General features: G+C 71.3%; 12 protein-coding genes and 1 pseudogene. 1 reads left to right on the top strand and 12 read right to left on the bottom strand.

Translation table 11 applies throughout. The features are described 5' to 3' along the window. Positions 1-8: 8 nt before the first annotated feature. The 3 genes and pseudogenes from ACSMXX_RS29285 to pyrR form a co-directional block, all read right to left on the bottom strand. Positions 9-1,343: a dihydroorotase gene (locus ACSMXX_RS29285; RefSeq protein WP_473181668.1), complete on the bottom strand. Its 1,335-nt coding sequence runs from the start codon at positions 1,341-1,343 to the stop codon at positions 9-11. A gap of 2 nt (positions 1,344-1,345) precedes the next feature. After that, positions 1,346-2,338: an aspartate carbamoyltransferase catalytic subunit gene (locus ACSMXX_RS29280; protein ID WP_473181667.1), complete on the bottom strand. Its 993-nt coding sequence runs from the start codon at positions 2,336-2,338 to the stop codon at positions 1,346-1,348. Positions 2,339-2,584: 246 nt separating this feature from the next. After that, positions 2,585-3,219: pseudogene (pyrR, locus tag ACSMXX_RS29275) on the bottom strand (bifunctional pyr operon transcriptional regulator/uracil phosphoribosyltransferase PyrR). A gap of 250 nt (positions 3,220-3,469) precedes the next feature. On the opposite strand from pyrR, the gene bldD reads away from it, so the two are divergent. Further along, positions 3,470-3,970 (top strand): transcriptional regulator BldD, encoded by a 501-nt coding sequence (bldD, locus tag ACSMXX_RS29270; RefSeq protein ID WP_028431622.1) that lies wholly within the window; start codon positions 3,470-3,472, stop codon positions 3,968-3,970. 270 nt (positions 3,971-4,240) lie between these two features. On the opposite strand, the gene nusB is transcribed toward bldD, so the two are convergent. The 9 genes from nusB to mltG all read right to left on the bottom strand — a co-directional run bounded on the left by nusB (position 4,241) and on the right by mltG (position 13,360). Then, a complete protein-coding gene (gene nusB, locus ACSMXX_RS29265) occupies positions 4,241-4,666 on the bottom strand; it encodes a transcription antitermination factor NusB (protein WP_473181666.1) in 426 nt (141 codons plus the stop codon). 2 nt (positions 4,667-4,668) lie between these two features. Beyond that, positions 4,669-5,235 carry an elongation factor P gene (gene efp / locus ACSMXX_RS29260; RefSeq protein WP_070012634.1) on the bottom strand — a complete coding sequence of 189 codons (567 nt, stop codon included), beginning with the start codon at positions 5,233-5,235 and terminating at the stop codon, positions 4,669-4,671. Between the two features lie 72 nt (positions 5,236-5,307). Beyond that, entirely contained in the window at positions 5,308-6,438 is a 1,131-nt protein-coding gene (locus ACSMXX_RS29255) for an aminopeptidase P family protein (RefSeq protein WP_473181665.1), read from the bottom strand. Positions 6,439-6,575: 137 nt separating this feature from the next. Continuing rightward, positions 6,576-7,361, bottom strand: coding sequence for an AAA family ATPase (locus tag ACSMXX_RS29250; protein ID WP_473181664.1), 786 nt, complete (start codon positions 7,359-7,361; stop codon positions 6,576-6,578). 453 nt (positions 7,362-7,814) lie between these two features. Continuing rightward, the gene (aroB, locus tag ACSMXX_RS29245; RefSeq protein WP_473181663.1) at positions 7,815-8,909 is read right to left on the bottom strand and encodes a 3-dehydroquinate synthase; all 1,095 of its coding nucleotides are present in this window, start codon (positions 8,907-8,909) and stop codon (positions 7,815-7,817) included. Then, positions 8,906-9,421 (bottom strand): shikimate kinase, encoded by a 516-nt coding sequence (locus ACSMXX_RS29240; protein WP_473181662.1) that lies wholly within the window; start codon positions 9,419-9,421, stop codon positions 8,906-8,908. The genes aroB and ACSMXX_RS29240 overlap by 4 nt, the downstream gene beginning before the upstream one ends. Next, the gene (gene aroC / locus ACSMXX_RS29235; protein ID WP_473181661.1) at positions 9,418-10,602 is read right to left on the bottom strand and encodes a chorismate synthase; all 1,185 of its coding nucleotides are present in this window, start codon (positions 10,600-10,602) and stop codon (positions 9,418-9,420) included. The genes ACSMXX_RS29240 and aroC overlap by 4 nt, the downstream gene beginning before the upstream one ends. 188 nt (positions 10,603-10,790) lie before the next feature. Further along, entirely contained in the window at positions 10,791-11,660 is an 870-nt protein-coding gene (locus tag ACSMXX_RS29230) for a shikimate dehydrogenase (protein WP_473181660.1), read from the bottom strand. Continuing rightward, entirely contained in the window at positions 11,660-13,360 is a 1,701-nt protein-coding gene (mltG, locus tag ACSMXX_RS29225; protein ID WP_473181659.1) for an endolytic transglycosylase MltG, read from the bottom strand. The genes ACSMXX_RS29230 and mltG overlap by 1 nt, the downstream gene beginning before the upstream one ends. Positions 13,361-13,472: the final 112 nt, after the last annotated feature.

The raw sequence follows: 13,472 nt of genomic DNA, 5'->3' as shown, positions 1-13,472 counted from the left end.
TTGTGAGATCACGCCAGTTTCCCGTCGACGAGTGTTGCCCGTCCCCGCAGCCAGGTGTGCGTGACGCGTCCCGGCAGTTCACGGCCCTCGTAGGGGGTGTTGCGGCTGCGGGAGGCGAAGCCCGCGGGGTCCACCGTCCCACGGTAGTCGGGGTCGATGAGCAGCAGGTTCGCGGGTTCACCGGCGGCGACGGGACGGCCCTGGCCGTGCAGCCGGCCGATGGCGGCGGGGCGGTACGACATCCGCTCGGCGAGGCCCGCCCAGTCCAGCAGACCCGTATCGACCATCGTCTGCTGCAGCACCGGAAGCGCCGTCTCCAGGCCGACCATCCCCATGGCTGCGGCGCCCCATTCGCAGTCCTTGTCCTCGTGAGGATGCGGCGCGTGGTCGGTGGCGACGCAGTCGATGGTGCCGTCGGCGAGCGCCTCGCGCAGCGCCCGTACGTCGGCCTCGGTGCGCAGCGGCGGGTTCACCTTGTAGACGGGGTCGTAGGAGCGTACGAGCTCGTCGGTCAGCAGCAGATGGTGCGGGGTGACCTCGGCGGTGACCTTCCACCCCTTGGACTTGGCCCACCGCACCAGCTCCACCGAGCCCGCCGTGGACAGGTGGCAGATGTGCACGCGTGAGCCGACGTGGGCGGCGAGCAGCACGTCGCGTGCGATGACCGACTCCTCGGCGACGGCAGGCCAGCCGCCCAGGCCGAGTTCGCCGGAGACGGTGCCCTCGTTCATCTGCGCGCCCTCGGTCAGCCGGGGCTCCTGGGCGTGCTGGGCGACGACGCCGTCGAAGGCCTTCACGTACTCCAGTGCCCGGCGCATGATCACGGCGTCGTCCACGCACTTGCCGTCGTCGGAGAAGACCCGCACGCCCGCCGCGGAGTCGTGCATGGCCCCAAGTTCGGCGAGCTGCTTGCCCTCCAGGCCGACGGTGACGGCGCCGACGGGCTGCACGTCGCAGTAGCCGGACTCGCGGCCCAGGCGCCACACCTGTTCGACGACGCCGGCGGTGTCGGCGACCGGGAAGGTGTTGGCCATGGCGTGCACCGCGGTGAAGCCGCCCTTCGCCGCCGCCATGGTCCCGGTGAGCACGGTCTCGGAGTCCTCGCGCCCGGGCTCGCGCAGGTGTGTGTGCAGATCGACGAGGCCGGGGAGCAGGATCCGGCCGTCGGCCTCGATCACGTGCGCGCCGGCGGCGGTGAGGCCGCTGCCGGTCCCGGCGATCGTCTGCCCGTCGATCAGTACGTCCTGAGGCGGGCCGCCGAGCAGCCGCGCGCCGCGGAGAAGCGTCTTGCCGGTCGTGCCGTCGGCGGCTTCGGTGCCGGTGATGCTGTTCTTGCCTGCCATGGTCAGTCGTTCTCCTCGGTGCGGGCGGCTTCCGTGTGGACGGAGGGTGCGCCGGAGACGGCCGGTTCGGCGCCTCCCAGCAGCAGGTACAGCACGGCCATCCGGATGCTCACACCGTTGGTGACCTGCTCGACGGCGGTGCAGCGGGGCGAGTCGGCGACCTCGGCGGTGATCTCCATACCCCGGTTCATCGGGCCGGGGTGCATCACGACGGAGTGCTCCGGCATCCGCGCCATCCGCTGCCCGTCCAGTCCGTAGCGGCGTGCGTACTCGCGCTCGGTCGGGAAGAAGGCCGCGTTCATGCGCTCCCGCTGCACCCGCAGCATCATCACGGCGTCGGACTTGGCGATGACGGAGTCCAGGTCGTAGCTGACCTCGCACGGCCAGCTGCCGACCCCGACGGGCACCAGCGTGGGCGGCGCCACCAGGGTCACCTCGGCCCCGAGCGTGCTGAGCAAGTGGACGTTGGAGCGGGCGACACGGCTGTGCAGCACGTCGCCGACGATCGTGATGCGGCGGCCTGACAGGTCGCCCTCGCCGCCCGCGAGCCGTCGCCGCATGGTGAAGGCGTCCAGGAGCGCCTGCGTGGGGTGTTCGTGGGTGCCGTCCCCTGCATTGACGACGGAGCCGCCGATCCAGCCGGAGGTGGCCAGGCGGTGCGGCGCCCCGGAGCCGTGGTGACGGATGACGACGGCGTCGGCGCCCATGGCCTCCAGGGTGAGCGCGGTGTCCTTCAGCGATTCGCCCTTGGAGACCGAGGAGCCCTTGGCTGAGAAGTTGATGACGTCCGCGGAGAGGCGCTTGGCGGCGGCCTCGAACGAGATCCGGGTGCGCGTCGAGTCCTCGAAGAAGAGATTGACGACGGTGCGGCCGCGCAGAGTCGGCAGTTTCTTGATCGGCCGGTCCGCGACCCGGGCCATCTCCTCGGCGGTGTCGAGGACGAGCACGGCGTCGTCGCGTGAGAGATCGGCGGCCGAGATGAGGTGACGCTTCATCTGTTGCCTTCCGTGGGTCGGTTGTCCGCGGGCGTGGCGGTTCGGGGCGGCTGTCGGGTGCGGGCGGAGGCAGAGGGGCGGACCTGTGCGGAGCGCGGCGCAGTCGTGGCGGGCCGTCGCGCGGAGCTGCACGGGGGCGGGATCGGTGAGGGACGGATGCGGTGAGGTATCCGGTGGCTCGGGGGCGCGTCGCGGTGCGGCCGTACAGCCGTGAGGTGCACCGGAGCCCGGATTCCCCCGGACGGGCTAACGCTCCACGTGTGCTTCGGCCTGCTGTCCGGTGCTGTGCTGCCGGTCCACGCCCGCGGGGGCGGACCCGAGGAGCACCCCGTCGCGGCCGTCCTCCTCCGTGAGCTGGACCCTGACCGCCTCGCGCAGGGAGGTCGGCAGGTTCTTCCGACGTAGTCGGCACGGATCGGGAGTTCGCGGTGGCCGCGGTCGACGAGCACGGCGAGCTGGACCGCACGAGGGCGCCCGATGTCACCGAGAGCGTCCAGAGCGGCACGGATGGTGCGGCCGGAGAAGAGCACGTCGTCGACGAGGACCACCAGCCGCCCGTCGACGCCGTCGGTCGGAATGTCCGTACGGGCCAGCGCGCGGGCCGGGCCGAGCCGCAGGTCGTCGCGGTACATGGTGATGTCGAGCGACCCGTGCGGGACCGGCCTGCCGGTGACCTCCGCGAGCTTGGCCGCCAGGCGCCGGGCCAGGAAGACGCCGCGGGTGGGAATTCCGAGAAGCACCACGTCGTCGGCGCCCTTGGCGCGTTCGACGATCTCGTGGGCGATGCGGGTGAGGACGCGGGCGATGTCCTGCGCCTCGAGTACGGGGCGGCCGGTGGCCGTTCCCCTGCTGCCGTCGTCGGCAGACCTGCTGGTGTCCATGCGAAGAGGACCTCCTTCCCCGCCTCACGGGACGGGCCTTAAAGGACGTCTGAACTGTCAGCGCAACGGTACCAGGGGGCCGGAGACCGCCTGCACCGAGGCCGGAATCATTCGGAGAAGCGTTCGGACGCAGACCGGAGCTTTCAATTCCGCTCTACCTCGCAAAGCTGATCGGCGTTCGGCTTGACGGCAGACATTACGCTGCGTAACCTCACAGTGAGTTACCACTTTCTCGTCCGCGGGGAGCGATATGTCCAGCGAATACGCCAAGCAGCTCGGAGCGAAGCTCCGTGCCATCCGCACCCAGCAGGGGCTCTCCCTCCACGGGGTCGAGGAGAAGTCCCAAGGCCGCTGGAAGGCGGTCGTGGTCGGTTCCTACGAGCGCGGGGACCGTGCCGTCACCGTTCAGCGTCTCGCCGAGCTGGCCGACTTCTACGGTGTTCCGGTGCAGGAGCTCCTGCCGGGCACCACTCCTGGAGGCGCCGCGGAGCCGCCGCCCAAGCTCGTGCTCGACCTGGAGCGCCTGGCCCATGTGCCTGCGGAGAAGGCGGGCCCGCTCCAGCGGTATGCGGCCACCATCCAGTCCCAGCGCGGCGACTACAACGGCAAGGTCCTCTCGATCCGTCAGGACGACCTTCGCACGCTCGCCGTCATCTACGACCAGTCCCCCTCGGTGCTGACGGAGCAGCTCATCAGCTGGGGCGTCCTCGACGCGGACGCGCGCCGCGCGGTCGCCCACGAAGACGCCTGACGGCCTGAAGGCCGGCCGAGCCGGAACATGCCGCTGCCGGTGGTGCGCCCTGTGCGGGCGTTCCACCGGCAGCGGTTTTTTGTGATCGCCTTCGGTCCACGACACTCGATTTCGTGAGCGGATCACCACGGAAAGTGATCGGGACCCGGTGCGGGATGCCCCGCTCACACGATTGGCCGAACTGCTCCGCACCGATTCGCAAGGATGCATGACAGCCAGAACCGGGTGGCCGGACCGGTGGCGGAACGGGGACCGCTTCCGCGGCCCCCGTCAGCGGCGAAGTGTCGGCTTCAGGTCCTTCAGACGGCCGAGCAGGCCGTTGATGAAGGGCGGTGACTCATCCGTGGAGAACTCCCGCGCGATGTCCAGAGCCTCGTCTATGACGACCGCTTCGGGGACGTCCTCGGACCAGATCAGCTCGTACGCCGCCAGCCGCAGGATGCAGCGGTCCACGGCCGGCATCCGGTCCAGCGTCCAGCCCACGGAGTAGGTGGAGATCAGCTCGTCGATCCGCTCGGCATTCTGCGCGTAGCCCTCGATGAGCTGCATCGTGTATTCGCTGACGGGCGGCTGCCGCTCGTCAGTCCCGGCGTGACGGATCCAGTCCTGCATGACGGCCGTGGGGGTGCTGTCCCGCTGGTCAGCCTCGAAGATGATCTGGAAGGCACGCTTACGGGCCTTGTTCCGGGCTGCCACGGTTAGCCGTTCACCCGGCCGAGGTACTCGCCGGAACGGGTGTCGACCTTGATCTTCTCGCCGGTGGTGATGAACAGCGGCACGCCGACCTCGTAACCCGTCTCCAGGCGGGCGGGCTTGGAGCCGCCGGTGGAGCGGTCGCCCTGGACACCGGGCTCGGTGTGCTCGATGACCAGCTCGACCGCGGCGGGCAGCTCGACGAAGAGCGCCTCGCCCTGGTACATCGCGACCGTCGCCTCGAAGCCCTCCATCAGGTAGTTGGCGGTGTCGCCGACGATCTCGGGGGTCACGTGGAGCTGGTCGTAGGTCTCCATGTCCATGAAGACGAAGTACTCGCCGTCCTTGTACGAGAACTGCATCCCGCGTCGGTCCACGGTGGCCGTATCGACCTTGGTGCCCGCGTTGAACGTCTTGTCGACGGTCTTGCCGGACATGACGTTCTTCAGTTTCGTACGGACAAAGGCGGGCCCCTTGCCGGGCTTGACGTGCTGGAACTCGACGACGGACCAGAGCTGGCCGCCTTCGAGCTTGAGCACCATGCCGTTCTTGAGGTCGTTCGTGGATGCCACGGTTGCGGAATCTCCTGAGACTGCTGCTGCGGAGACCAGAGGGCCGCCACGGCTCCCGTCACCCGTCAGGGGCTAGAGAGCGAGCAGCTCTTTGGTCGTGATGGTGAGTAGCTCGGGTCCGCCGTCCGCCGCGGGGCGGACGACGAGCGTGTCATCGATCCGGACACCGCCCTGGCCCGGCAGATGGACCCCGGGCTCGATGGTGACCGGCACACAAGCGTCCAGTTTACCCATGGCCCCAGGTGACAGCCGAGGGTCCTCACCGATTTCCAGTCCCACCCCGTGACCCGTCGAGGAGCCGAGTGCCTCGGCATGCCCGGCGCCCTTCAGCACCTGGCGCGTGGCACGGTCGACGTCGCTGCAGGCCATACCGGGTGTCAGGGCCTCCCGTCCGGCCCTCTGGGCGGCGAAGACGAGGTCGTAGAGCTCCACCTGCCAGTCCTCGGGAGCGGTCCCGATCACGAATGTACGGCCGATCTGGCAGCGGTAGCCGTGGTATTGGGCGCCCAGGCGCACGGAGAGGAAGTCGCCCTCCTCCACCCGCCGGTCGGTGGGACGGTGCCGGGCCAGGCCGGAGTTGCGTCCCGTCGCCACGCACGTGGGAAAGGCTGAGCCTTCCGCGCCGTGGTCGATCAGTCTGCGCTCCAGCTCCAGGGCCAGGTGCCGTTCGGTGCGTCCGACGAGGATCGACTCCAGCAGCTCGCCCAGCGCCTGATCGGTGATCTCCGCCGCGATGCGCAGGGCGGAGATCTCCTCCTCGTCCTTGATGACGCGCTGGGCCTCGACAGGGCCGGAGAGACCCGTGAGGCGGAGTGACGCGGCGACCGAAGCCATGGCGCGGTACCTGGCAACGGTCAGATGGTGCTCCTCGACGGCGAGCAGGCGAGCACCGGCCGTCGCGGCCAGATCGGCGGCGGCCACGGCGGTGTCGCCCTCGGAGTTGGAGAGGCGGTCGGTGCGCAGCTCGTCGTCGGGACGGCTGCCGGTGTGGTGGTCCGGGCTGTCGGCGGAGGCCGGGCCGAGCAGGGTGTCGGTGCCGTCGGGGCCGATCAGCAGCGCCGCCCCGTGCGACGGACGGCCGGTCAGATAGCGGATGTTGGCGGGCCGCGTGACCAGCACCGCGTCGGGCGGACCGTCCTTCACCGCAGTCGCGGCACAGCGCTCACGGAGCAGGGCGCGGCGAGCCACATGGACCTCGGACATGTTTCGACCTTACGGAGAGCCCGGCGGGGCGGCAGTCCGTGCGGGGCCGTGCGGGCGACGGGGCGCGGAGGCCGCAACGCGGGCCCGCGCCCCGCGGGGGCGGAACCTGCGAGGTCGGCGACCGGGCCGGCGGGGTCTCACCAGCGCGGAGGGCTGGCCAGGCTGCGGGCCACGACGTCGTCGAGCATCCGGGCCGTGGTCGCCACGTCCTGGCGGGAGTTGTCGATGATGGGCAGGCCCGAGCCGTACCAGCCGGCCATGCGGCCGTGTATCTGGGCGACCTCTTCGTCGCTGAGGCGCCGGTTGCCGCTGCGGGCCGCGTTGCGCTCCAGCACGATCTCCAGCCCCGGCAGCAGCACGACCGGGATCATGCCGGGGCCGACGTGACGCTTCCAGCCGCCGAGCCCGACCACGGGGCGGTCGGGGAAGACGGCGTCGTCGAGGATGCAGGAGATGCCGTTGGCCAGGAAGTTACGGGCGGCGAAGCCGCAGGTGCGGCGTGCCAGCCGGTACTGCGCCTCGGAGTGGTCGTTCCAGCCGCTCTGCGGATCGGCGAAGCCCGAGCGCACCCATTCACGTACGTCGTCGAGGCTGATGTGGGACGTGGGCACGGCACGGCGGTCGGCCCAGTAGCGGGCCACGGTGGTCTTGCCCGCGCCCGCGGGGCCGATCAGCAGTACGGCGACGGCAGCCCGGGTGGCGTCGAGCTGCGCCGGGTCGGCGTCCGGGGTCGGGATCTCGACGGGAGCTCCGCGCGAGAGCTGCAGATGACCGGTGGATTCGGTGGGATGGACTTCCGGGTCGCCCGGGTATCCCTGACCGGGCTGCTGCGCGGGCGCCGGGGGCACCGGCGGCGGCGCACCGGGAGCGGGTGCCGGCGGTACGGGCGGCGGTGGTGCGGGTGCCGGCGGCTGGGCGGGCACGGACGGGCGTCCCTGGGGCTGCGCGGGCGGCGGGACGTGAGGCTGCGGCGGATGCTGGGAGCGGGCGCCGGGCCAGGCAGGCTGCGGCGGCTGCGCGGGCGGCGCGGGCGGTGCGGGCGGCGCCGGCGGCGCCGGCTGCGAAGGTACGGGCGGCTGCGGAGGTGCCTGTCCGTTGTGCGGGGGGCGCGTGCCCTGCTGGTTGCCCGGTACGGATTCCGGAGGAGGGACGGGCTGTTGCGCCCCGTACTGCTGCATCCGCTCCCCAACTCCGCTCGCGTCTGCCGACGCTGCCCCCGCAGCGCCACGTTCGTGTGACAGTACCGGAAGGTACTGCCCTGGTTGTCCCTGTTGAACGGCGAAGAGCAGCGGCGAGTGCCCGGCGGCCGGAATCACCGCGGGAGTTCGCTGCCCTCGCTGCTGTCGCCGTCCTCGCTGCCCTCGCCCGTGATCCGCCTACGCGGCGATCTCCGCGTGCGCGGCGAGCAGCATCGCCGGGTCGGGCCCCTCCAGCACGGACGGCTTGGCAAGGCCGTCGAGGACGATGAAGCGCAGCAGGTCCCCGCGGGACTTCTTGTCGACGCGCATCGTCTCCAGCAGCTTCGGCCACTGGTCGCCGCGGTAGGTGACGGGCAGACCCACCGACTCGAGTACGGCGCGGTGCCGTTCGGCCGTGGCGTCGTCCAGCCGGCCCGCGATGCGGCCCAGCTCGGCCGCGAAGACCATGCCGACGGAGACGGCGGCGCCGTGCCGCCATTCGTAGCGCTCGTTCTTCTCGATGGCGTGGGCCAGCGTGTGCCCGTAGTTGAGGATCTCGCGGAGACCGGACTCCTTCAGGTCGGCGGAGACGACCTCCGCCTTGACCCTGATGGAGCGTTCGATCAGTTCGGCGGTGTGCGGGCCGCCGGGGCCGCGCGCAGCCTCCGGGTCGGCCTCGATCAGATCCAGGATGACCGGGTCCGCGATGAAGCCGGCCTTGATGATCTCGGCGAGGCCGCCGACGTAGTCGTGCACGCTCAGCGAGTCCAGCGCGGCGAGGTCGCACAGCACCCCGGCGGGCTGGTGGAAGGCGCCCACCAGGTTCTTGCCCTCGGCGGTGTTGATACCGGTCTTGCCGCCGACGGCGGCGTCCACCATGCCCAGCACCGTCGTCGGCACCGCGATCCAGCGCACACCGCGCAACCAGGTCGCGGCCACGAAGCCCGCGACGTCAGTGGTGGCGCCGCCGCCCACGCCGACGATGACGTCGCTGCGTGTGAAGCCCGTCTGCCCGAGGGCCTTCCAGCAGTACGCCGCGACCTCGGCGGTCTTGGACTCCTCGGCGTTCGGCAGCTGCACGGCGATGGCCTCGTACCCCTGTGCGGCCAGGTCCTCGCGAAGCACCCCGCCGGTCTCGGCCAGGGCCTCCGGGTGCAGGACGGCGACGCGCTTGGCGGCGGGGCCGATCAAGTCCGGGAGTTCGCCGAGGAGTTGGCGCCCGATGAGCACGTCGTAGGGCGGGTTGCCCGCTCCGCCGACGGTGACGCGGATCTGGGGGGACTCGCTGGTCATTGCTGCTTCAGCTCCAGGACGTCGAGGATCTCGCCGACGACCTCGTCGGGCGTGCGGTTCTCGGTGCTGACGACTGCCCTGGCGACCTCGGTGTACAGAGGACGGCGTGCGTCCATCAGCTCCCGCCACTGCTTGCGCGGGTTCATCATCAGCAGCGGCCGCGGTGCGTCGAGCCCGACCCGCTTGACGGCCTCGGCGACATCCATGTCGAGAAAGACGACGGGCGCCCCCTCCAGCAGCTGCCTGGTCTCCGGCGCGAGGACGGCGCCGCCGCCGAGCGCCAGCACGCCGTTGTGCTCGGCCAGCGCCGTACGTACGGCTTCGCGCTCCAGGGCACGGAAGTGCGGCTCTCCGTCGTCGAGGAAGATCTCGGAGATCGGCTTGCCCGCGGCCCGGACGATGTCCTGGTCGGTGTCGCGGCAGGCTGTGCCCAGCCGTTCGGCCAGGAGTTCGCCGACGGTCGTCTTTCCGACGCCCATCGGGCCGACGAGGATGACGGCGGGCCCGGTCACTTGATCTCCAGGCTGTCGAGGAAGCCGGTCACGTTGCGGCGGGTCTCGGTGACGCTGTCACCGCCGAACTTCTCCGCCACGGCGTCCGCCAGTACGAGCGCGACCATCGCCTCCGCCACGATTCCGGCGGCGGGAACGGCGCACACGTCGGAGCGCTGGTGGTGCGCGCGGGTCTCCTCGCCGGTCTGCACATCGACGGTCGCCAGCGCCCGCGGCACCGTCGCGATCGGCTTCATCGCGGCCCGTACGCGCAGGAGTTCACCGGTGGAGAGCCCGCCCTCCGTACCGCCCGAGCGGCCGGAGCTGCGCCGGATCCCCTCGTCCGTCGGGACGATCTCGTCGTGCGCCTTGGAGCCCGGCACCCGCGCCAGCCCGAAGCCGTCGCCCAGCTCGACGCCCTTGATCGCCTGAATTCCCATGAGGGCTCCCGCGAGCCGGGAATCCAGCCGCCGGTCCCAGTGGACGTGCGAGCCCAGCCCGACCGGCACCCCGTGCGCGGCCACCTCGACCACTCCGCCGAGGGTGTCGCCGTCCTGGTGGGCCTGGTCGATCTCCGCGACCATCGCCTTGCTCGCGTCGGCGTCCAGGCAGCGCACCGGGTCGGCGTCCAGCCGCTCCACGTCGGCAGGCTGGGGGACAAGGCCGTAGGGGGCCTTGGCCGCGCCGAGCTCGACGACGTGGGAGACGATCTCGATCCCGGCGGTCTCCTTCAGGTACGAGCCGGCGACGGTGCCGAGCGCCACACGGGCCGCCGTCTCCCGCGCCGAGGCCCGCTCCAGCACGGGGCGCGCCTCGTCGAAGCCGTACTTCTGCATGCCCGCGAGGTCGGCGTGACCCGGGCGCGGCCGCGTCAGCGGTGCGTTCCGCGCGAGGCCGGCCAGCACCTCCTCGTCGACGGGGTCGGCGGCCATCACCTGCTCCCACTTGGGCCACTCCGTGTTGCCCACCATGATCGCGACGGGCGAGCCGAGGGTGAGCCCGTGCCGTACGCCGCCGATGAAGGTGATCTCGTCCCGCTCGAACTTCATCCGGGCCCCGCGCCCGTAACCGAGCCGCCGCCGTGCCAGTGCGTCGGCCACCATGTCAGTGGTGACCGGGACGCCGGAAGGCAGCCCTTCCAGCGTCGCCACCAGTGCGGGGCCGTGCGACTCCCCCGCGGTCAGCCAGCGCAACCTGCTCAACGGTGCTCCTCGATCTCGTGCCTGGGCACGGGTGCGGTCCTTGCTCCGGTCCCTGTGGGCCTGCCCCGATCTTCCCACGGGCGCCGGCCGGAGCCCGCCGCGGTCCAGTGGCCGGACGCCGCGTGGCGGCCGGGCGGGCGCCGCGGAGCTCCCGGGCCCGTGCGCGCGCTCGGACCGGAGCCCTCCGGTCAGGCCGTACGGGCGTGCAGCGCCGCCTCGCCCGCGGCGCGCATCGCGGCCAGCGGAGCGGGAGCGCGCCCCGTCATCAGCTCGACCTGCGGCACGGCCTGGTGCACGAGCAGGTCGAGCCCTGAGACGACGGTGCCGCCCCGCTCCGCCCATGCCGCCGCGAGCCGGGTCGGCCAGGGGTCGTAGAGGACGTCGAAGAGCGTGCCGGGCCTGGCGGGCACGCGGTCGGCGAGCTCGTCGGCGGCACCGGCAGGCGTGGTGGCGATGACGAGCGGCGCAGTGAGCGCGTCCGCCGCGTCCGTCCAGGCGGCGGTCCGGACCCTCACCCCGAGGCGGTCCCCCCAGCCGCGCATCTCGGCGGCCCGCTCCGCACTGCGTACGTAGGCAGTCACGTCCCCGTCGCAGATCTGCGCGAGCGCGGCCAGCGCCGACGAGGCGGTGGCGCCCGCGCCGAGGACCGCGGCGTGCTCGACGCGCACAGTCCCGCGCTCCCGCAGAGCCGTCACCATGCCGGGAATGTCGGTGTTGTACCCGATGCGTCTTCCGCCTTTGAAGACAACGGTGTTGGCCGCCCCGACGGATTCCGCGGTGGCGCTGACCTCGTCCAGCAGCGGGATCACCGCGCGCTTGAGCGGCATCGTCAGCGAGAGGCCCGCCCACTGCTCGTCGGTACCGCCGAGGAAGGAGCCGAGGCCGTCCTCGTCCACCTCGTACCGCTCGTACGTCCAGCCCTCCAGGCCCAGTTGCCCGTACGCCGCGCGGTGCAGCACCGGTGAGAGGGAGTGGGCGACGGGCGAGCCGAGGACGGCGGCCCTCCGTACGGCCGGGGACGCGGCGGGCGCCGGCCGTACGGGGTGGTGCGGGTGCATCAGCCGCCGTTCTCCTTCTTCTTGCGCTGTTCCTTGTTGAAGTCCTGGACGTTGCGGTCGTGTTCGGCCTTGCTGGCGGTGAACCGCGTGTCGCCCGGCTTGACGGTGACGAAGTAGATCCAGTTGCCCTTGGCCGGCTTGAGCGCCGCCTCGATCGCCTGGTGCCCGGGGTTGTCGATGGGGGCGGGCGGCAGACCGCGGTTGAGATAGGTGTTGTAGGGCGACTTGAACCTGGTGTCCTCGACGGAAGTCTCCAACGACGAGCGGCCCTTGGCGTAATTGATGGTCGAGTCGAACTGCAGCAGTATGTTCTTTTCGAGCCGGTTGTAGATGACCCGGGAGACCCTGCCGAACTCCTCGTCCTGCTGGGCCTCCGCCTGGATGAGCGAGGCGATGGTGAGTATCTCCTCGGGCGACTTGCCGACCTTCTTCGCCTCGCCCGCCAGATCGACTTTGGTGTGCTCGGCCTTGGCCCGTCCGATCATGTCCCGCAGGACGTCCAGTGGGTCGCTCTCCTCGCCGACGCTGTAGCGGGAGGGGAAGAGGAAGCCTTCCGGATTGCCCTTGGCGAAGCCCGGCAGGCCAAGGTCGGCGGCACGGGCCTTCTTGGCGGTCTTCTCCGTGGTGCCCTTCGGTTTGCCGAGCTTCTCGTCGACCAGCTCGTAGACCTTCTTCGCGCGCAGGCCCTCGGAGATGATCAGCCCGTTCTGGCTGGCCGGGTCGAGCATCAGGTTCACGGCCGCGGCACCGGACATCTTCTTGCGGAGGCTGTACGTGCCGGGCTGGATGCCGCTCGACTTCTTCTCCGCCTGTGCCGCCTCGACGAAGGCACCGGCGCTCTTGACCACTCCGGCCTGCTGCAGCTCGTCGCCCATGTCGGCGATCGAGGCGCCGTCGGGGATGTTCACCTGGGCCTGCCCCGAGCCCTTGCCCGAGTAGTCGGGAGCGGGCGCGAAGTAGGTCTTGTAGAAGTCGTATCCGAAGTAGCCCGCAGTGCCGAGGCCTCCCGCGAGGAGCAGCGAGACGGCCAGGCAGGCGCAACCGCCCCGGCGCTTCTTGGTCTCGCCGCCGCGGCGGCCGGACCGCTTCGAACGCCCGTCGTCGTCCTCGTGGTCGAAGTCGCCGTCCTCGTCGTCGCGGTCCGCGAAGAAGGCGTGCTCGCCCTGGTCGGGCCCCGGGTCCCAGCCGGTCTCGGGGTCGGCGTCGGGCCTACCGGCGGGACCGCCCGGCCCGCCCGGCGCGCCGGGGTGCGGTGCGAGATAGCCGTCCGCACCCTGCTGCCCGTACGGCCCCGGTCCCGGATAGCCCTGGCCCTGCGGTGGCTGCTGTTGCTGCTGCGGATGGCCCTGCTGTGCGGCGTAGTAGCCGGGCTGGGCGCCGGTGTCGTAGGGGCCGTTGACGGCGGGCATGCCGTGCGGGTTCGTGGCCCCCACGCCGTGTCCGGCGTCGTAGGGTCCGCCTGCTCCGCCGCCGTCGTAGCCACCCTGCCCGTAGTACTGCTGCTGTGGCTGCTGGCCGTAGTAGCCCTGCTGGTGCGGCACCTGATGCTGGCCGGTGCTGTACGGGTCGGCGTACTGGCCGGCGTAGGGATCGCCGTCGCCCGGGTATGAGGTGTCTCTCCCACCGTCCCACGTGTCCCCGAAGAGAGGGTCGTCGGGATGCCAAGGTGGGAGGCTCTGCCCCCGGCCATACTCAGTCATCGGTCCCCTAGATCCGCCGGACGGCAGCCGTCTGCTGAACGCAACAGGCAGGACACCCGCGGCACGGTGAGCTTGCCGGCCCCCTCCAGCGGTTGCGCGTGTCGCGGGAACG

This window comes from Streptomyces sp. DSM 116795 (assembly GCF_055792905.1).
This window is presented reverse-complemented; position numbering and strand designations above follow the sequence as displayed.